Origin of the sequence: Bradyrhizobium ontarionense (assembly GCF_021088345.1) — a bacterium.
Taxonomy (GTDB): Bacteria; Pseudomonadota; Alphaproteobacteria; order Rhizobiales; family Xanthobacteraceae; genus Bradyrhizobium; species Bradyrhizobium ontarionense.
On record NZ_CP088156.1, the window covers coordinates 5,547,378 to 5,566,882 of the forward strand.

A 19,505-nucleotide genomic window follows, 5' to 3' on the forward strand; every position below is an offset into this window, starting at 1 on the left:
TGTGTTGGGGGGCTAATCGGCCGCGCCAGCCGCCAGCTGGGTCTCGCGCCGCTTCCGCACCATGCGCAGGATCAGCCAGACCAGCACGGTGCCGGCGACCACCGCCAGGATCCAGGTGTGCTTGGCGATATGGCTGTGATGAGGAATGCTGCCGTAGCGGTGCAGCAGTTGCACCGCAAACACGCCGGGCAGGACATGGGCGCAGGCCCACAGCGCGATGGCCGGGATGTTCACGGCGTAGAAGCGGACCGGCGGGATGTCGAGCGCGCCCGCCGTGATCGGCACGACGGCGCGGATCGGGGCTACGAAGCGGGCGAAGAAGATCGCCAGCGTGCCGAAGCGGTGGAAGAACGCTTCGCTCTGCGCCACCAGACGCGGATAGTTTGAGAACGGCCAGGTCGTGAGGATTTCGCGCTGGCTGCGATGTCCGATCCAGAACGCGCCGCCGTCCCCGAGCATAGCACCCAGAATGGCCGCGACCAGCACCCATTGCAGCTGCAACTCGCCGCCCGGAATGAGCGCGCTCAGCGCCAGGATGATGGTCGTCCCCGGGATCACCGATCCGATGATCGGGACCGCCTCCAGCAGCGCGGCCAGAAACAGGGTGAGATAGGCCAGCCCCGCGTGCGCCGCGACGAAGGCAATGAGGGGGTCGAGCAGATGGGCCACGCGGTTCCTGCGGTTGAAAAGGTGAGCAACGAGCTTGTCGATAAGTAAGAACCCCGGCCCGGAGTGCCATGTCGGGAAGCTTGAGCAGCTCCGGTGGGGCGAAAAGGTGGCGGGATTCGCAGGGCAGCCTTTCAAAAACGGCTGCTCATGCCTATCTCGATGATATAACAACGGAACTTTGATTAAGGCTTAGGCTTCTGCCCGCGCGTGCTCTCTGCTAGGCTACCGCTCAAGCCCTTCAACCGCAGCCAAACATGAAATCTGGTTTCGGGAATGCCCGTGACCTCGGAGGATGAATGACGACCGCCGCTACGACCAATGCGCAGGAGATCGCCGGTGTGCCCGACATGAAGGTGTCGGTTCGTCAGGTGTTCGGGATCGACAGCGACCTTGAGGTGCCGGCCTTTTCCGCAAGCGACCCGCATGTTCCTGAAGTGGACGCCGACTACCGCTTCGACCGCGCCACCACGCTTGCGATCCTGGCCGGCTTCGCCAAGAACCGGCGCGTGATGGTCACTGGGTACCATGGTACCGGCAAATCCACCCATATCGAGCAGGTCGCGGCACGCCTGAACTGGCCCTGCGTGCGGGTCAACCTCGACAGCCATATCAGCCGTATCGACCTCGTCGGCAAGGACGCCATCGTGGTCAGGGACGGCAAGCAGGTGACCGAGTTCCGCGACGGCATCCTGCCCTGGGCTCTGCAGCACAATGTGGCGCTGGTGTTCGACGAATACGATGCCGGCCGTCCCGACGTGATGTTCGTGATCCAGCGCGTGCTCGAGGTCTCGGGCCGGCTGACCCTGCTCGACCAGAACAAGGTCATCAAGCCGCACCCGGCGTTCCGCCTGTTCGCCACCGCCAACACGATCGGCCTCGGCGACACCTCCGGCCTCTATCACGGCACGCAGCAGATCAACCAGGGCCAGATGGACCGCTGGTCGATCGTCACGACGCTCAACTATCTCGCGCACGACGAGGAGGTCGAGATCGTGTTGGCCAAGGCCAAGCACTATCGGAACGCGCAGGGCCGCGACACCGTCAACAAGATGGTGCGGCTGGCGGATCTGACGCGCAACGCATTCGCCAACGGCGATCTGTCGACGGTGATGAGCCCGCGCACGGTGATCACCTGGGCCGAGAATTCGGAGATCTTCGGTGACGTCGGCTTTGCCTTCCGCGTCACCTTCCTCAACAAGTGCGACGAGCTGGAGCGTCCGCTGGTCGCGGAGTTCTATCAGCGCTGCTTCAACGCAGAGCTGCCGGAATCCGCCGTCAACGTGGTGCTGTCCTAGACCGCGGGGCGTCGTCCTGGCCTTGTGCGCAATTGCGCACTGGCGCCCGGCCCGATACGCCGCGCCCCGTCGGGTCACGTGGGAAACACGAGTGCCAACTAATGAACGCCGGTGGTTATGGGTCCCGGCGTTCGCCGGGACGACAGCCGCAGGGATCAGATGACCACATCCAACAGCAAACTCCGGCAAGGACCCAAGGAAGCCCCGACCGAGCCGTTCAAGCGCTCGGTGACGGGGTGCCTGCGCGCGATCGCGAAGGCGCCTGAGCTCGAAGTGTCCTTCGCGGCCGAACGGCCCGGCCTTGCGCCGGGCAAGGCGCGGCTGCCGGAACCGCCGCGCAAGATGACCAAGCGCGACGCCGCCATCGTGCGCGGCCATGCCGATTCGATTGCGCTGAAGCTCGCCTGCCATGACCCCAAGATTCATCGCAAGCTGACCCCGGGCAATCCGCAGGCCCGCGGCGTGTTCGACGCGGTGGAGCAGGCGCGCGTCGAGGCCATCGGCGCGCAGCGCATGGCGGGCGTCGCCAAGAACCTCACGGCGATGCTCGATGATCACTTCCATCGCGGCAAATACGACGAGATCACCGACCGCGCCGACGCACCATTGGCGGACGCGCTGGCCATGATGGTCCGCGAGCGCCTCACCGGCATGGCGCCGCCGAATGCCGCGCGCAAGCTGGTCGATCTGTGGCGGCCGATTCTGGAAGACAGGATCGGCTCGCGGCTCGATGAGCTCAGCCGCTTCACCGAGGATCAGGCCAGGTTCGGCGATCTCGTCCATGACCTCCTGTCCGCGCTCGACCTGGGTGACGAGCGCAACGCCGATTCGGAAGAGGACGAGGACCAGGACGACAACCGCGACGGCGACAACGAACAGTCCGGCGCGGAAGGATCGCCCGACTCCGACGCCGCGCAGGAGATGAGCGCCGACCAGGCGCAGACCACGTCGGACGAGATGTCCGAGAGCGCGATGGAGGCGGCGCAGGCGTCGGCCTCCGACACGCTCGACGACGGCGAGCTGGGCGACGATGAGACCCCGGGCGAAGCGACGCGTCCGAACCGCGGCGGTGCCAATGAGCCGCGCGGACCCGAATATCATGCCTTCGCGCCCAAGTTCGACGAGATCATCGCGGCCGAGGATCTGTGCGATCACGACGAGCTCGAGCGTCTGCGCTCGTATCTCGACAAGCAACTTGCGCATCTGCAGGGCATCGTGGCGCGGCTTGCCAACCGGCTGCAGCGCCGGCTGATGGCGCAGCAGAACCGCGCCTGGGAGTTCGACCTCGAGGAAGGCGTTCTCGATCCGGCGCGACTGTCGCGCGTCGTGATCGATCCCTATCAGCCGCTGTCGTTCATGCGTGAGAAGGATGCGACCTTCCGCGACACCGTGGTGACCTTGCTGCTCGACAATTCCGGCTCGATGCGCGGGCGTCCGATCACGGTCGCCGCGACCTGTGCCGACATTCTCGCGCGAACGCTGGAGCGCTGCGGGGTCAAGGTCGAGATCCTCGGCTTCACGACGCGCGCCTGGAAGGGCGGTCAGTCCCGCGAGGCGTGGCTCGCAGCCGGCAAGCCGGCCAATCCGGGCCGCCTCAACGACCTCAGGCATATCATCTACAAGGCGGCCGACGCACCGTGGCGGCGCGCGCGCAAGAATCTCGGCCTGATGATGCGCGAGGGTCTGCTGAAGGAGAACATCGACGGCGAGGCGCTGGACTGGGCGCACAAGCGGCTGCTCGGCCGGCCCGAGCAGCGCAAGATCCTGATGATGATCTCGGACGGCGCGCCGGTCGACGATTCCACATTGTCGGTCAATCCGGGCAACTATCTCGAGCGCCATCTGCGCCACATCATCGAGGAGATCGAGACCCGCTCGCCGGTCGAGCTGATCGCGATCGGCATCGGTCACGACGTCACGCGCTACTATCGCCGTGCGGTCACCATCGTCGACGCCGAGGAGCTCGGCGGCGCCATCACCGAGAAGCTCGCCGAATTGTTCACGGAGACCCAAGCGGCGCCGCAGCCTGCGCGGGGGCAGAAACGCAAGCTGCATTCGTAGCGAAGTCTCGCGGGCGCCGCGCGGAGCAGGGGCGGCCGGCGGGAAGGGGCCGCACAGATGGTGCCAAATGCGAACTCCGGCCGCCGGCGCTTTCTTGCGCTGGCCATCGGCGGAGTTTCAGCGTTCGCCTGCTCCAGGACCGCTCGCGCCCAACTGGCGCCGACGCCCGTCCGGAACCGCGCTGCCACCGATGAGCATTCCGTCACATCAGCGGTCAGGCTCGAGGTCAGGGCGCGGCCGTTGCCGTCCTTCGATCTGCGCGACCGCTCGCATGTCAGGTTCGGCCGGCTGGAGTATCGCAGCGGGCTCGCTCTGACCTCGTCCTATCCCGGCTTCGGCGGGCTGTCGGGCATCCGGCTCGATGCCCGGGGCGACCGCTTCCTTGCGATCAGCGACAAGGGCGGCTGGTTCACCGGCCGCATCGCCTATTCCGGCCGCGAGATGGTGGGGCTCGCCGATGTCGAGGCGGCACCGCTGCTCGGGCCAGATGGGCGGCCGATCACCGCCCGTGGCTGGTACGATTCCGAATCCATCGCGCGCGACGGCGACATCGTCTATGTCGGCCTCGAACGCGTCAACCAGCTGCTGCGCTACGACTTCGCCAAGGGCGGGACCGGCGCGCGCAGCGAGATCGTGCCGCTGCCGCCGGCCGCCAAGCGGCTGCCCAACAACAAGGGGCTCGAAGCGCTGGTGTTCGTGCCGAAGGGCCTGCCGCTCGCCGGCACCTTGATCGCGATGTCCGAGCGCGGCCTGGATGCCAACGGCAACCTGCTCGCGTTCCTGATCGGTGGTCCGTCTGCAGGGCAGTTCAGCATCCGCCGCAGCAACGATTTCGACGTCAGCGATGCCGTGCTGCTGCCATCCGGAGACCTGCTGGTGCTGGAACGGAAATTCTCTCTGTTCAACGGCGTCGGCATCAGGATTCGCCGCCTGGCGCTCGCGGAGATCGCGCCCGACGCGTTGGTCGATGGTCCCGAGATCTTTGCCGCCGACCTGGGTCAGGAGATCGACAATCTCGAAGGCATCGATGCCCACGTCACGCCCGAGGGCGAGACCGTGCTGACCTTGGTGTCGGACGACAATTTCTCGCTGATCCAGCGCACCCTGCTGCTGCAGTTCACGTTGGTCAATTGAGCCGCAGCATCGCTGCCGCGGTTGCGTTGACCACGGCCCATCGATGGTCGACACTTGCGGACATCCGATCATCATGATCAACGCCGCCCCAGCCCGGAACATTCGCATGAGCGCCCTGTTTACTTCGATCAAGCTGCGCAGTCTCGAACTGGCCAATCGCATCGTGGTTTCGCCGATGTGCCAGTACTCGGCCGACAATGGTGCCGCCAATGACTGGCATTTCACCCACATCAACACCCTGGCGCTGTCCGGTACCGCGATGTTCTGTATCGAGGCGACGCATGTGGAACCAATCGGCCGCATCACGCCCGGTTGTCTCGGCCTGTGGGACGACGCGACCGAAGCGGCGCTGAAGCCGATCCTGGCCTCGGTCCGCAAACATTCGAAGGCCGCCGTCGCGATGCAGCTCGCACATGCCGGCCGCAAGGGATCGAGCCATCGGCCATGGGACGGCGGTCAGCAGATCCAGCTGGAGCAAGGCGGATGGGAGGCGGTCGCGCCCTCAGCCGTCCCGCAAAAGGAAGGCGAAGTGCCGCCACGGCCTCTCGACCCCGCGGGGCTCGCGCGCATCCGCGACGCCTTCGTCGATGCGGCTCAGCGCGCCAACAGGCTCGGCATCGATGCACTCGAACTGCACGGTGCGCACGGCTATCTGCTGCATCAATTCCTCTCGCCGCTCGCGAACCATCGCACGGATGAATATGGCGGCACGCTCGCGAACCGCATGCGCTTTCCGCTCGAAGTGTTCGACGCAGTCCGCGCAGTCTTCCCGGCTGACAAGCCGGTGGGCGTGCGCGTCTCCGCAACTGATTGGGTCGACGGCGGCTGGGATCTCGCGCAGACCATCGCCTTTGCCCAGGAACTCAAGCGCCGCGGCGTTGACTGGATCGACGTGTCCTCGGGCGGCGTTTCGCCGTTGCAGAAGATCCAGCTCGGACCGGGCTACCAGGTGCCGTTCGCGCAGGCGGTGAAGGAAGCGACGGGCATTCCGACCATTGCGGTCGGCCTGATCACGGAGGCCCAGCAAGCCGAAGAGATCGTCGCCTCCGGGAAAGCCGACATGGTCGCGTTGGCGCGCGGCATGCTCTACGACCCGCGCTGGGGGTGGCATGCGGCCGCCGCGCTCGGCGGCCAGGTCGCCGCGCCTCCGCAATATTGGCGCTCGCAGCCGTCGTCGCAGAAGGAGCTGTTCGGCAGGACAACGTTCGGAGGGCGTTGAGCAGCATCTCGTCGCAATGCAGGCGCATTCTGCGCGATCGCGCCTGCGACATTATTCCGCCAGCGACACAGCCGATGGTTGTCGCTGTCCTACGAAGTGCTACACTTCGCAGACCACGTGCGGCGCTGCCGACTCGTCTGGTCGTGTTTCGTCTCGCGTGACGATGAGCGCATCGCAAAGATGCGCCGCAATACAAACGCGAGAGGAAAGCGCCATGGAAATCGGATACTTCACGATGCCGTCGCATCCGCCGGAGTGCGGATTGAAGGAGGGCCACGATTGGGACCTGCAGGTCCTGCGCTGGCTCGATGAGCTCGGCTATCAGGAAGCGTGGATCGGGGAGCATCATACCGCGCCATGGGAGCCGCACCCGGCACCCGACCTTATCCTGGCGCAAGCTTTCCGCGAGACGAAGAACATCCGATTGGGGCCCGGCGGCTTCCTGCTGCCCTATCATCATCCCGCTGAACTTGCCAATCGCGTCGCGATGCTCGACCATCTGTCCGAGGGGCGTCTCAATTTCGGCATTGCCGCCTCGGGTCTGCCGAGCGACTGGGCGATGTTCAACGTCGACGGCATGAGCGGTCAGAACCGCGAGATGACCCGCGAGGCGCTGGAGATCATCCTGAAGATGTGGTCCGAGGATGCGCCATGGACGTACAAGGGCAAGTATTGGACGGTGAACAAGCCCGAAGCCATGTTCGATTTCTTGAAACCCCACATCAAGCCGGTACAGGCGCCGCATCCGCCGATCGGCGTTGCCGGGCTGTCGAAGAACTCCGACACGCTCAAGCTCGCGGGCGAACGCGGCTATATCCCGATGAGCCTCAATCTCAACCCGGCCTACGTGTCCTCGCACTGGGATTCCGTCGAGGCCGGCGCCGCAAAGACCGGGCGCAAGCCCAGTCGCAGCGATTGGCGGCTCGTGCGCGAAGTGTTCGTCGCCGAGACGGACGAGGAGGCCTGGCGGCTTTCGTCCGGCGACATGATGGGACGAATGATGGGCGAATACTTCCTGCCCTTGCTCGGTCATTTCGGCTTTAAGGACTATCTGAAACATTCGCCTGACGTGCCGGACTCCGACGTCACCGTCGACTATTGCGCGAAGCGCAACTGGATCATCGGTTCGCCGGCCACGGTGACCGAGAAGATCGAGAAGATCTGGCATGAGGTTGGCGGCTTCGGCACGCTCTGTGTCTTTGGCTTCGACTACAAGCACAAGCCGGAGGCCTGGCACAATTCCCTGCGGCTGCTGAAGCAGGAAGTGATGCCGAGGTTGCGCCATCTCAATGCCGACCTGACCAGGGCCGCCTAGTATTCCAGTGCCAGCATTCGCTCTGCCTCCGGGCTGCACTTCGGCGAATGCCGGCTCTTAGGGAAAACTAGCTAAAATTTTCGTGCGAGTGGAGCTTCGGATTTGACGCTTGAGTGATGGTCTTGCCGGTACGAGGGGACTCAGGCGTCAGATCGGCTGCACGAGCGCGGATCCGACATTCAGGGGGCAGTCATGCGATTTCGCGTCAGGAAGTTCGCTCACGTCCTGGAGCGATCGGGTCTCGCTCTGGCCGGTGCCGCCTGCGGCGTCTTCGTCGGGGCGCATGTCGGCTCCAGCGTGCCGTCGCTGACCACGCAAGGCTTCCTGGTCGTGATGATGCTGTCCGGGGCGTTGGGCTTCTACCTCGGCATCGACACGCCGCAGCTTCCCTTTCATCCGCATGACGAGGGCTCACCCGGGGAGAAGAAGATCGACGCAGCCGAGTTCCTCAGCGCCGTCGGTACCTTTCTTGCGACGCTGACGGCGTTCTTCGCCGTCGCCATCATCATCTTGCGCGAGGATCCGCATATCGTCTGGACGTCGCTGATCATGGCTGGCTGGATCGTCGGTGTGATCATGCAGATCGTTGCCGGGGCGATCGCGCGTCTGCGGCATTGATTGACCTTGGTCATTTTTTGGGCTGTCGCTGTCGCGACTTTCATCTTGCGACGACAATTCGGACTGTGTGAGCCTTCGCCTCGGAGGCTTGACCTGTGTCAGTAGCGTCGACTGCTGTGCAATGCGCGGTCGGCACAGGTCCTGGCGACGTTTCCAAAGCATCGCCGGCATACCGATTGGAGCCCGTTCCACAGCGCAGCGTGCGGCCGATCCAACGGCCCATGCGCCTGAAGCAGGCGTCACATCGGGAGGCTGCATGGCATCGTGCGTGTTGGCGCGCTTGATGCATCGCGGCAGGTCTGAACATTGGAAAGTCGCATGATGTTGAAACGGGTGTTGCTGGGTATCGTCGTCGGCTGCGGACTGACCGCCGTTCACGCGGAGGAGCCGAAGGTCGGCGGTGTCGTCAATGCGGTGATCCAGCCCGAGCCGCCCGGTCTGATGCTGGCGATCGTCCAGAACGGTCCGACCCAGATGGTGTCCGGCAACATCTTCGAAGGCCTGCTGCGCTACAGCCCGAAGCTCGAGCCGCTGCCGGGCCTGGCGCAAAGCTGGACCATCAGCCCGGATGCCAAGGTCTATACCTTCAAGCTCAAGCCCGGCGTCACCTGGCACGACGGAAAGCCCTTCACCTCGGCCGACGTGCTGTTCTCGATCGAGATGCTGAAGCAGACGCATGCGCGCGCCCGCAACAATCTCGTCATGGTCGAGAAGGTCGAGGCGCCGGACGATCTCACCGTCGTGTTCACGCTGAAGGAACCGTTCGGTCCGTTCATCGGGATCTTCGAGGTCGGCTCGATGCCGATGGTGCCGAAGCACCTGTATGAGGGCACCGACTACAAGACCAATCCGAACAACAATACGCCTATCGGGACCGGCCCTTTCATGTTCAAGGAATGGCAGAAGGGCTCCTTCATCCGGATGGTGAAAAATCCGAACTACCATGAGAAGGGCAAGCCCTACCTGGATGAAGTCTACTGGCAGATCATTCCGGACGCCGCCGCGCGCTCGGTCGCCTTCGAGACCGGCAAGGTCGACGTGCTGCCGGGCGGCTCGATCGAGAATTTCGACGTGCCGCGCGTCTCCAAGCTGCCGGGCGCCTGCGTCACCGGCGCCGGATGGGAGTTCTTCAGCCCGATCTCATGGATGTGGCTGAACCTCCGCAACCCGATCCTGGCCAACAAGAAGGTGCGTCAGGCGATCATGTATGCCGTTGATCGCGACTTCGCCAAGGACGTGATCTGGAACGGGCTCGGCAAGGTCGCCACCGGTCCGTCCGTGTCGACCATCAAGTTCTACAGCGACGACGTGCCGAAATATCCCTACGATCCGGCGAAAGCCAAGGCGCTCCTGAAGGAGGCCGGCTACAACGGCGAGAAAATCCGTATGCTGCCGCTCGCCTATGGCGAGACCTGGCAGCGCTGGGGCGAGGCCGTGAAGCAGAACCTGCAGGACGTCGGCATGAACATCGAGACGATCGCGACCGACGTTCCCGGCGGCAACCAGAAGATCATGGAATGGGACTACGACATCGCCTTCACCTATCTCTATCAGTACGGCGATCCCGCGCTCGGCGTCTCCCGCAACTACATCACCTCGGCGATCGCCAAGGGCCAGCTGTTCAACAACGTCGAGGGCTATTCCAACCCCGATGTCGACAGATTGTTCGCCGAGGGTGCCACGGCGCCGACGGACGCCAAGCGCAAGGAGGCCTATGACAAGGTTCAGAAGATCCTTGCCGAGGACGTGCCGGTGGCCTGGCTGCTCGAGCTGCAGTTCCCGACCATCAGCAAGTGCAAGGTGAAGAACCTCATCACCACCGGCATCGGCGTCAACGACGGCTTTCGTGACGCCTGGCTCGACAAGTAGTGGTGTCATCCGGCGCGCGGGCACGAGCGCCGCGCGCCGCCGTGCCATCATCCTGCCGAGCTGACCATAAGGGCTCTCCATGCTCTCCTTCATCGCCCAGCGCGTCGTGAAGGGCGTTATCGTCCTGCTCGCCATCATCGTGCTGAACTTCTTCCTGATCCGGCTGGCGCCGGGCGATCCTGCCGTGGTGATGGCCGGCGAGGCCGGCGCCTCAGACCAGATCTTCGTCGCGCAGCTGCGCGAGAAGTTCGGTCTGGACAAACCCCTGCCGGAGCAGCTGCTCATCTACGTCAAGGGCATCGCCAGTCTCGACCTCGGCTTCTCGTTCCGCCAGCAGGCGCCGGTCGCCAAGCTGATCGCCGAGCGGCTGCCGGCGACGCTGCTGCTGACGCTCACGGCCTTCGCGATCTCGCTTGGTCTCGGCATCCTGTTCGGCGTGCTGGCCGCGCGTTTCGCCGGCACCTTCCTCGATACCGCGATCACGGTGCTGGCGCTGATCTTCTACGCCACGCCGCTGTTCTGGATCGCGCTGATCGCGATCCTCTTGTTCTCTGTCTGGGCCGACTGGCTGCCGAGCTTCGGCTACGACACGGTCGGCGCCGGCTACACCGGCCTGCGCCACGCGCTCGACGTTGGCGCCCATCTGGTGATGCCCGCCGCCACGCTCGGCCTGTTCTTCATGGCGACCTACACCCGCATGACCCGCGCCTCGATGCTGGAGGTGAAGCGGCTCGATTTCGTCAAGACCGCGCGGGCCAAGGGCCTGCGCGACGGCGTCATCCTGCGCCGCCACGTGCTGCGCAATGCGCTGCTGCCGGTCGTCACCCTGGCCGGCGTCCATGCCGGCACGCTGGTCGGCGGCGCGGTGCTGACCGAGACCGTGTTCGCCTGGCCCGGCATCGGCCGGCTGATGTATGACGCGCTGATCCAGCGTGACTACAACCTGCTGCTCGGCGTGTTCGTGGTGTCCTCGGCCATGGTGCTGATCTTCAACCTCGTGACCGACCTCGTGTACCGGCTGGTCGATCCGCGCATCGAGTTTTCAGCATGAGGCAGTTCTGGCGCACCATGCTGCGGAGCCCGAGCGGCGGCATTGGGTTCATCATTCTTGTGCTCGCGATCCTGGTCGCCGTGGCCGGGCCGCTCTACTTTCCCAATTCGCCCTGGCGCATGGTGCAGCGGCCGTTCGTGGCCCCGTTCACGCTGTCCACGGTGCCGCTCGGCACCGACGCGCTCGGGCGCGACGTGCTGGCCGGGCTGATCTTCGGCGCGCGCGTCTCGCTGCTGGTCGGCCTCGTCTCGACGCTCGTGGCGCTGGTCGTCGGTGTGCCGCTCGGCGCCGTCGCCGGCTATTTCGGCGGCCGTGTCGATGATGCCCTGATGCGCTTCACCGAGTTCTTCCAGACCATTCCGAGCTTCGCGCTCGCGATCGTGCTGGTCGCGATCCTGCAGCCGTCGATCTATTCCATTGTTGCCGCCATCGGGCTCGTCAGCTGGCCGCCGGTCGCGCGTCTCGTGCGCGGCGAGGTGCTGAGCCTGCGCACCCGCGAATATGTCCAGGCGGCCATCGTCACCGGACAGAGCAATGCCTGGATCATCTGGCGCGAGATCCTGCCCAACGCGCTGTCGCCGGTGATCGTGCTGGCCTCGCTGATGGTGGCGACCGCGATCCTCTTGGAATCCTCGCTGTCGTTTCTCGGCCTCGGCGATCCCAATTTGATCTCCTGGGGCTACATGGTCGGCGCCGGCCGCACCGTCATCCGCCAGGCCTGGTGGATCACGGTGTTTCCCGGCGTCGCGATCCTGCTGTCGGTGCTCGGTCTCAATCTGATAGGCGAGGGATTGAACGATGCTCTCAACCCGCGCCTATCGCATGAGGGCAGGTGAGCGATGACCGATCCGGTCGTGACAATCAAGAACCTCCGCATCGCGCTGCCCAAGGGCGGCGAGCGCGCCCATGCGGTCGATGGCGTCTCGTTCGATCTCACCGCGGGCAAGATCGTCTGCGTGGTCGGCGAGTCCGGCTCCGGCAAGTCGATGTGCGCGCATGCGCTGCTCGGCCTGCTGCCCAACACGGTGAAGGTCGAGGGCGGCGAGATCCGCTTCGAGGGCCGCGACCTGCTCACCGTGGACGAAGACGGCTGGCGCGATCTGCGCGGCCGCCGCATCGCCATGGTGTTCCAGGAGCCGATGACGGCGCTCAATCCGTTGATGCGGATCGGCGACCAACTGATGGAGGTGTTCGAGGCGCATGACCTGCTGACGTCTAGGGAGCGTCGCGCCAAGGCGTTGGCGCTGGTGCGCGAGGTCGGCCTGCCCGACCCGGAGCGCATCATCCGCGCCTATCCGCATCAGCTGTCGGGCGGCCAGCGCCAGCGCGCGATGATCGCGATGGCGCTCGCACTCGAGCCGGCGGTGCTGGTCGCGGACGAGCCCACCACAGCGCTCGACGTCACCACGCAGGCACAGATCCTCAAGCTGATCCGCAACCTGCAGCAGAGCCACAGCATGGCGGTGATGTTCATCACCCACGATTTCGGCGTCGTCACCGACATTGCCGACCAGGTCGTGGTGCTGCGTCATGGCAAGGTGGTGGAGGAGGGCACGGCACAGGCCGTGCTCGGCAACCCTCAGCACGACTACACCAAGGCGCTGCTCGCGGCCGTGCCGTCGTTCGATCCGCCGCCGCGTGAAACGCGCGAGGCGGCGCCGAAGGCGGTCGAGGTGATCTGCCTCGACAAGACCTACATCACGCCGACAGGCTGGTTTCGCCCGAAGCGCGAAACGCGCGCCGCGCAGGCGGTCAGTTTCGCGATCCATCAGGGCGAGACACTCGGCCTGGTCGGCGAGTCCGGCTCCGGCAAGTCGTCGGTGGCGCGGCTGGTGATGCGGCTGATCGAAGCGGATCGCGGCACCGTGCGGATCGGCGACGTCGATCTCACGGCGCTCGAAGGCCGCGCGCTACGCGCGCAGCGTCATCGCATCCAGATGATCTTCCAGGATCCGTTCGCTTCGCTCAATCCGCGCCGCAAGGTCGGCCGCATCATCGCCGACGGGATGGTCGCGCGCGGCGTTGCCCTCGATGCGGCGCTGGAGCGTGCGCAGGAGCTGCTCGGCCTGGTTGGGCTCGATGTCGGCGCCATCGGCCGCTATCCGCACGAATTCTCCGGCGGGCAGCGCCAGCGCATCGGCATCGCGCGGGCGCTCGCGCTCGAGCCCGAGATCATCGTCGCCGATGAGGCGGTGTCCGCGCTCGACGTCTCCGTGCAGGCGCAGGTGCTGCGGCTGCTGGAAGATCTGAAGGCGCGGCTTGGGCTTTCGATGCTGTTCATCACCCATGACTTGCGCGTGGCGGCGCAGATCTGCGACCGCATTGCCGTCATGCAGAAGGGCGAGATCGTCGAGCTGAAGCCGACTGCGGCGCTGTTCGCCAACCCCGAGCATGCCTACACCCGCGAGCTGCTCGCCGCGGTACCCGGACGTCGGCACGAGGTGGCGTAGACCACCTCGAGGCTTCAGACGGCGGCGTCGCCGAACAAGCGCCTACGCGGTTCCGCTCCAAAGGACGGCGGTCACCGCACGGATCGTCAAACAGCGCCGCACGTCTATGATCGAGCGATCGCGCAGACGCTTGTCTGGTACCTGATCACAGTCTGGGAACTGATCAGAACGGCCGGTTCGGCCGAGCCGACTAAGCGCGGGCGGGACCGCTGCTTTCAGCGCGCGCCGGAGTCGTCGCCGGGAGTCCTGCGCGCGGCCGCGCCAGCAGCGTCTTCTTGGGGGGTGGAGCGGGCAGCAGCCCCTCGCGGATGGCCTGCTTGCGCGCAAGCTTGCGATGGCGCCGGATCGCATCGGATTTCTCGCGCGTCTTCCGCTCCGACGGCTTCTCGTAAGATCTGCGGCGCTTCATCTCGCGGAACACACCTTCACGCTGCATCTTCCGTTTCAGGATGCGCAACGCTTTCTCGACGTCGTTGTCACGAACAAGAACCTGCAAAAGCTTCCTCCTTATTTTGGTCCTGCGATGAAGATCCGTCAGGCAAATTCAATCGGCGCCGTGAGCGCGAGTGCTTTGCAAGCAAGGCCGGCAAGTGAGGCCGGCGAGCGACGCCAGCAAAGCCGCCTGAGCAGCGGTGTCATCGTACGGAAAGCGTAGTCGCGTCATCCGCAATGTCGTCGGATGCGGTGATCAATGCATTCTGGGGCGCAGGGTCACCACCAAGGCGATGGTTGGATGAACATAGGGGCTGAGGGCGGAGATTGCCAGCCTGTTGGGCCGAAGCGCGACGGCGTGCCGAAAACAATTTCAGCCTCTGCCTTGTAATCTTGCAGAAAATCGCTACCTTGCGGTTGTTCGATTAGCCGCTGTGCCTTTCTGAATGTGCCCGTGGGCTATTTCCCAAAGTCATCGCTCAGTCTTAGTTGAATGAGATCGCGTGATGGTCGCGCGATGATTGCTTTGGAGAAAGATATGCCGCAGGGTACCGTTAAGTGGTTCAATGGCCAGAAGGGCTTTGGCTTCATTCAGCCGCAGGACGGCGGCAATGACGTGTTCGTTCACATCAGCGCCGTCGAGCGTGCTGGTCTCGCCGGCTTGGCCGAAGGCCAGAAGGTCAACTTCGATCTGAAGACCGACAAGATGCGTGGCAAGACCAGCGCGGAAAATCTCTCGCTGGCCTGATCGCCTAGGGCCATTTCACGGATGTACTGAAATGGCTGGTTTGCCCGCTCGATCACGGATTGAGCGGGCTTTCTGCGTCTCCACGACAGCTTGCACCTCCTGGGGAAGGATCAGTCGATGGTAGCGAAGAGAACATCGGAGCCTTCGGCCGAAAGCCTCGCGCGGGCACAGCGCCGACAGGTCGCGGCCGACGAGGGCGCCAAGGCGCTGGCCGAATCGGGCCAGCGCGCGGCTGCGATCCGGAAGAACATGGAGCGGCTGCGCGCGCTGAGACTCGCCAAGCAGGCGGAGGATGCAAAGGCCGGCGCCGATGCCGCGGCCGCGCCGGTCCCGAAGCGACGGAAGAAGATCGTCCGATAGTTCGAGCCGGCGCGCCTGTGCCCGCGCGCTTCTGCCGAACGCTATTCCGCGTCCAGATCCGACGTTCCCGCCGAGGAGGCTGGTATGGCCAAGGAGGTTGCGACGGACGTTCGCATTGCCAAGGATGACCCCGAGAGCGGAGGCCAGACGATCGCCTTTGCGCTCGCGATCGGATCCTCGCGGCAAGTCTGTCATCTCGCCACCAGCTTCCGCACCAAAAACCAGGCGCTGAACTACCTGCAGAAGCACCGCAAGGCCTTCGAGCGGATCGCGCGCGAGCAGTTCGAGCGCGGTGACGTCGACGACGGCGTGATCCATCTCAGGATGATCTGACGGACGGCGATCTGGCGCGACGCGCGAGACGTGATGAGACTCGGCCATGGCGGTCCTGCATGGCCGCGAACGATGCGCCGCGCGCGTGGCTACTCCGTCTTCTGCTTGACCGGCAGCGGCACGCGCTCGTAGGACGCCGGCAGATTGACCGGCCGGTAGTCCTTCGATTCCGCGATCCGCATCAGCACGCTCTCATGAATGAAGGCGTTGTCGGGGATGAAGCGCGGCTCGCAATCCGGGATGTAGAATCCGAAACGCGCCTGCCGCGCCGGCCATTCCTTGTACTTCGCGCTCTTCGGCAGATATTCGAGCAGGCGCCAGACCGGCGTCATCGAATTGTGCAACGGGCCCTGGACGCTCGGCGGCACATATTTGAACGGGCTGTTCTTGCGCTGGACGCCCCAGGCGAGCTGGTTCACCGTGCGCGGGTTGACCGCAAGCCCGGCCTCGACCGCCTCGTCGATCATCCAGAGCAGCGGATATTTGGAGGCCGGCGACTGTGCTTCCGGATAGCCGCCTCCGACATCGCCGTGGACGCCGGCGAACCACACCTGCTTGGCGTCCTGCGGTCTCGCCTGCGCCTTGTTGAAGCGGTTGGGCGTGAAGGTCTGCGGCATGTTCCAGGCCTTCAGGCGGAACATGCTGCGTCGCTCGTCGATCGCCGCCGCCTGGCGGAAGATCTTCACGCTCGGATTCTGGATCGTGAAGGCGAGCTCCTCGAGGCTCGGCAGCGCCAGGAGCCGGTCGGTGCGCGGCACGATCACGCTCGCCACCGTATCCCACACGCCGACGAAATGGATGGTCGGCCAGCGCGCCGAGGTGATGCGCGCGAACTGCGCGGCCTGGTCGTCGTGGCTCTCCGGGATCGGTCCCTCTTCCTCGGTGCTCTCGGCCTCAGTGGTGATGCCGCGCCCGGAGTTCGGATTGTCGGAGGAGTACTTCTTGTAGGCGATCACGCCCGAGCCGGCGAGATTGATCTGATCCGGCGAGATCAGCCCGATCTTGTGGACCAGCCCGGCCAGCACGCGCACGGTGTAGGCGCCGCGCGAGAAGCCGAACAGGAAGATGCGGTCGCCCTCCTGATAGTGTGTGGCGAGGAAGCAGTAGGCCTTGATGACGTTGTCGTCGAGGCCATAGCCGGTGGCGAGCCCGAGCACGAGATTGAAGTTCGCCTTGAAGCGGTGCCAGCTGTCCGGCTGCGTCAGTGTGCCGACGCCGGGGTCGTAGCACACGGCCTGCTGCGGCGTCGTCTTGTCGGTCTTGCGCAGACAGCGATAGAGCTTGAGGACGTTGGAAATGTTCTCGCTGATCTCGTTGCCGGTGCCGTCACAGCAGATGACAATATTCTTCATGGCAAAGGAATGTCCGCGATAATGCTACCGGGACGAGTGTAGAGCATCCGGGGAAGGTTGGGGAGACCGGTTCTCATGACAGTTCGTCTGGGTTGTTTTTGCCGGCTCGCCGAGACGGCCGTGCAAGTTGTCACTGACCGCTGTGCGAACGCGTAAACCCTACGCGACTTGCAGTCATCCGAGCGAACTGCTGCGCGAGCGGATCCTGATTCCGCTCGCGCGGTGGGCCGGTGTGATCGCAAACAAGAACGGCCGGATCCTGCGATCCGGCCGTTCCGTCAACTCACTCCGCCCCAACCCTGCGCAACGCGCCGGGCTCCAGCGTCAATCTCTGAAACTCAGCGGTGTCAGCTCGCCTTGGCGACCGGCGCGGCGTCCGCCGCCTTCTTCTCGATCTGGCGCTTCAGCTCCAGCGCGCGCGGCGACAGCGTCGCGGCGTTGGCCTTGCGCAGATAGGCGTCGAGACCGCCATTGTGGTCGACGCTCTTGATCGCGTTGGTCGAGACCCGCAGGCGAACGTTGCGGCCGAGTACATCCGAGATGAAGGTCACGTTGCACAGGTTCGGCAGGAAGCGCCGCTTGGTCTTGATGTTGGAGTGGCTCACCTTGTGGCCAACCTGGGGGCCCTTGGCCGTCAGTTCACAGCGCCGCGACATGGCAATAAATCCTCTCTCATCCCCGCACCCTTCGTCCGCCTGTGTCGGCGGGCCGCGGGGGTCCAAAACTCGTCCAGCTCTTCTCTGGGAGATGCGGTCGTATAGGGGGGATGCGGCTTTTCGTCAAGGTTTTGAAGGCCACCGTTTTGAAGGCCTCTGCCAACGGCGGTCCTGGTGGCCGGCGGAGGCAGGATTTCCCGCAGACGGCGCGGTGGGCCTGCTGCGAGGTTCGGCCCAAAACCGCCGCGGAGCCGAAAGCGAGCGTCTAATCAACGGTATAGCCGGTAGTTTAGACCATATAAAGGGCGTATTCAGGCACGATGAAGGGTGTCCGGTCGAGCGGCCCCGCACGCCAGAATGGCGGTATGTTCGAGCGGGAGCGTGGGCGACTGATCCAGGTGCCGTTCAGGCGCAAAGCGCTGGACAAACCGCCATCGTCGGACGGTTCGCGTTGTTCGAAGGCGTTTTTGGCTTAAGTAGCAAGGACGGCGCGCCGGACTGGTCCGATGCGCGGCAGGCAGGCGGATCGGTAGGATCATCCCTCACGTGACCATCACCTCGGCTCCCTCATTCGTTTCCCGCGGCCTGGTTGCGGCCGGCTCTGTCCTCTGCCTGTTGGTTCTGGTGCCGCCTCGGGCCGCACAAGCCCAGGCCAGGCTCGACGCGCAATATGAGGCCTCCCTGGCCGGCATTCCAGTCGGCAAGGGCACTTGGGCGGTCGAAATCGGCGACGACCAATATGGCGCCTCGGCGCAGGGCGGCACCGCGGGCCTGCTCAAGAGCTTCTCGCAGGGCTCAGGCAGCGGCGCGGCGCAGGGCCGCGTGGTCAACGGGGCGCTGGTCGGGCAGAGCTATCAGGCCTCGACCACGGCCGGAAAGAAGTCGGAGCAGATTCACATCAATCTCCTGAACGGGAATGTGAAGGATTTCGGCATCGAGCCGGAGCCGCCGGTCGATCCCAACCGCATTCCGGTCACCGACGCACACAAGCGCGGCGTGCTCGATCCGATGACGGCGTCGTTGGTCCGCGTCCCCGGCAATGGCGAGTTATTCGCGCCGGAATCCTGCCGTGGCGCCGCGCCGGTGTTCGACGGCCGCATGCGCTACGAGCTCAAGCTCGACTACAAGCGCATGGAGAACGTCAAGGCGGACAAGGGCTATCGCGGTCCGGCGCTGGTCTGCGCCGTCTACTTCACGCCGATCGCGGGCTACATCCCGGACCGGCCGGTCATCAAATATCTGGCCCAGGCCCGCAACATGGAAATCTTCCTCGTGCCGATCGCCGGCACGCGCGTCCTGGTGCCGTTCAAGATGGTGATCCCGACGCCGTTGGGAACCGCAATGCTGGAGGCGACCTCCTTCGTCACGCAGGCCACGCCTCACGTCGCCAAGACGCAGTAGCCGTATTCCATAAAGTCGCCTGTTGCCTCCGCCGGTGTCATTCCGTGACAGCCCGCAGGGCTGAACCTTGGAATCCAGAGGTCGTGGCGTGTCATGCGACGTTTGCTGTCCTGAACAGCTGTCTCTCACATCGAGATTCCAGGTTCGCGCGGCGCGCGTCCCGGAATGGCGGTGTCCTGGCGCGCTGCGTTGACGCCGTCAGCCCCCGCGCGAATCTGTTTGACTCTGCGCTGATTCTGATTCGACTCGGACCTCGCCAAAAGGCCTGCTGGTTCCATCGCGAAAGCGTTGCTTGTCGAGCCCGCAAAAACTTGATCTAGTGCTAGCATAATAGCCGGGCGCGAGATGTTGCGGTGAACGAAGCGGAAAGACCATGGAGTCAGCGATTCGGGCGCGATTCGTTCTCAAGGCGTTCCGAAGCTTAAGCAGCAGCACTATATGCGTCACAATGTGAGACAGGGGTAAGCATCGCAGCCTCTCCAGACACACGACAATTCCGCATCCATCGCGCGTGAACGGCGCGCGTGCAACGCCGGCTTCGA

The 19,505-nt window shown here is 64.7% G+C and carries 18 protein-coding genes; 14 read left to right on the forward strand and 4 right to left on the reverse strand.

Annotated features, from left to right (window positions below):
- Window positions 1-12: 12 nt before the first annotated feature.
- Window positions 13-669, reverse strand: a complete 657-nt coding sequence (locus LQG66_RS24550; protein ID WP_231318237.1) for a DedA family protein — start codon at window positions 667-669, stop codon at window positions 13-15.
- A gap of 296 nt (window positions 670-965) precedes the next feature.
- Between LQG66_RS24550 and cobS the strand changes: the two genes are divergently transcribed.
- From cobS to LQG66_RS24600, 10 genes are all read left to right on the forward strand, one after another.
- Window positions 966-1,964 (forward strand): cobaltochelatase subunit CobS, encoded by a 999-nt coding sequence (gene cobS / locus LQG66_RS24555; RefSeq protein WP_231318238.1) that lies wholly within the window; start codon window positions 966-968, stop codon window positions 1,962-1,964.
- A 159-nt stretch (window positions 1,965-2,123) separates the two neighbouring features.
- Complete coding sequence (gene cobT, locus LQG66_RS24560; RefSeq protein WP_231318239.1) at window positions 2,124-4,025, forward strand: cobaltochelatase subunit CobT; 1,902 nt, start codon at window positions 2,124-2,126, stop codon at window positions 4,023-4,025.
- 57 nt (window positions 4,026-4,082) lie between these two features.
- The gene (locus LQG66_RS24565; RefSeq protein WP_231318240.1) at window positions 4,083-5,159 is read left to right on the forward strand and encodes an esterase-like activity of phytase family protein; all 1,077 of its coding nucleotides are present in this window, start codon (window positions 4,083-4,085) and stop codon (window positions 5,157-5,159) included.
- A gap of 106 nt (window positions 5,160-5,265) precedes the next feature.
- Window positions 5,266-6,378, forward strand: coding sequence for an NADH:flavin oxidoreductase/NADH oxidase (locus LQG66_RS24570; RefSeq protein ID WP_231318241.1), 1,113 nt, complete (start codon window positions 5,266-5,268; stop codon window positions 6,376-6,378).
- A 214-nt stretch (window positions 6,379-6,592) separates the two neighbouring features.
- Window positions 6,593-7,693 carry an LLM class flavin-dependent oxidoreductase gene (locus LQG66_RS24575; RefSeq protein ID WP_231318242.1) on the forward strand — a complete coding sequence of 367 codons (1,101 nt, stop codon included), beginning with the start codon at window positions 6,593-6,595 and terminating at the stop codon, window positions 7,691-7,693.
- 192 nt (window positions 7,694-7,885) lie between these two features.
- Entirely contained in the window at window positions 7,886-8,311 is a 426-nt protein-coding gene (locus LQG66_RS24580) for a hypothetical protein (protein WP_231318243.1), read from the forward strand.
- Between the two features lie 321 nt (window positions 8,312-8,632).
- A complete protein-coding gene (locus LQG66_RS24585; RefSeq protein ID WP_231327919.1) occupies window positions 8,633-10,180 on the forward strand; it encodes an ABC transporter substrate-binding protein in 1,548 nt (515 codons plus the stop codon).
- 79 nt (window positions 10,181-10,259) lie between these two features.
- Window positions 10,260-11,231: an ABC transporter permease gene (locus LQG66_RS24590; RefSeq protein ID WP_231318244.1), complete on the forward strand. Its 972-nt coding sequence runs from the start codon at window positions 10,260-10,262 to the stop codon at window positions 11,229-11,231.
- Complete coding sequence (locus LQG66_RS24595; protein WP_231318245.1) at window positions 11,228-12,067, forward strand: ABC transporter permease; 840 nt, start codon at window positions 11,228-11,230, stop codon at window positions 12,065-12,067. The genes LQG66_RS24590 and LQG66_RS24595 overlap by 4 nt, the downstream gene beginning before the upstream one ends.
- A gap of 3 nt (window positions 12,068-12,070) precedes the next feature.
- Window positions 12,071-13,681 (forward strand): ABC transporter ATP-binding protein, encoded by a 1,611-nt coding sequence (locus LQG66_RS24600; RefSeq protein WP_231318246.1) that lies wholly within the window; start codon window positions 12,071-12,073, stop codon window positions 13,679-13,681.
- A gap of 190 nt (window positions 13,682-13,871) precedes the next feature.
- Here the strand turns inward: LQG66_RS24600 and rpsU are convergent, their stop codons facing one another.
- Complete coding sequence (rpsU, locus tag LQG66_RS24605) at window positions 13,872-14,177, reverse strand: 30S ribosomal protein S21 (protein WP_231318247.1); 306 nt, start codon at window positions 14,175-14,177, stop codon at window positions 13,872-13,874.
- A 474-nt stretch (window positions 14,178-14,651) separates the two neighbouring features.
- Between rpsU and LQG66_RS24610 the strand changes: the two genes are divergently transcribed.
- The 3 genes from LQG66_RS24610 (at window position 14,652) to LQG66_RS24620 (ending at window position 15,554) form a co-directional block, all read left to right on the forward strand.
- Window positions 14,652-14,861 carry a cold-shock protein gene (locus tag LQG66_RS24610; RefSeq protein WP_231327920.1) on the forward strand — a complete coding sequence of 70 codons (210 nt, stop codon included), beginning with the start codon at window positions 14,652-14,654 and terminating at the stop codon, window positions 14,859-14,861.
- A gap of 117 nt (window positions 14,862-14,978) precedes the next feature.
- Window positions 14,979-15,221 (forward strand): transcriptional regulator, encoded by a 243-nt coding sequence (locus LQG66_RS24615; protein WP_231318248.1) that lies wholly within the window; start codon window positions 14,979-14,981, stop codon window positions 15,219-15,221.
- 84 nt (window positions 15,222-15,305) lie between these two features.
- Complete coding sequence (locus LQG66_RS24620; protein WP_231318249.1) at window positions 15,306-15,554, forward strand: hypothetical protein; 249 nt, start codon at window positions 15,306-15,308, stop codon at window positions 15,552-15,554.
- Between the two features lie 89 nt (window positions 15,555-15,643).
- Here LQG66_RS24620 and LQG66_RS24625 read toward each other — a convergent pair whose 3' ends face one another.
- Window positions 15,644-16,906, reverse strand: coding sequence for a DUF2235 domain-containing protein (locus LQG66_RS24625; RefSeq protein ID WP_231318250.1), 1,263 nt, complete (start codon window positions 16,904-16,906; stop codon window positions 15,644-15,646).
- 347 nt (window positions 16,907-17,253) lie between these two features.
- Complete coding sequence (rpmB, locus tag LQG66_RS24630) at window positions 17,254-17,562, reverse strand: 50S ribosomal protein L28 (RefSeq protein WP_231318251.1); 309 nt, start codon at window positions 17,560-17,562, stop codon at window positions 17,254-17,256.
- Between the two features lie 585 nt (window positions 17,563-18,147).
- On the opposite strand from rpmB, the gene LQG66_RS24635 reads away from it, so the two are divergent.
- Window positions 18,148-18,963 carry a DUF3108 domain-containing protein gene (locus LQG66_RS24635; protein WP_231327921.1) on the forward strand — a complete coding sequence of 272 codons (816 nt, stop codon included), beginning with the start codon at window positions 18,148-18,150 and terminating at the stop codon, window positions 18,961-18,963.
- The last annotated feature ends 542 nt before the right edge of the window (window positions 18,964-19,505 follow it).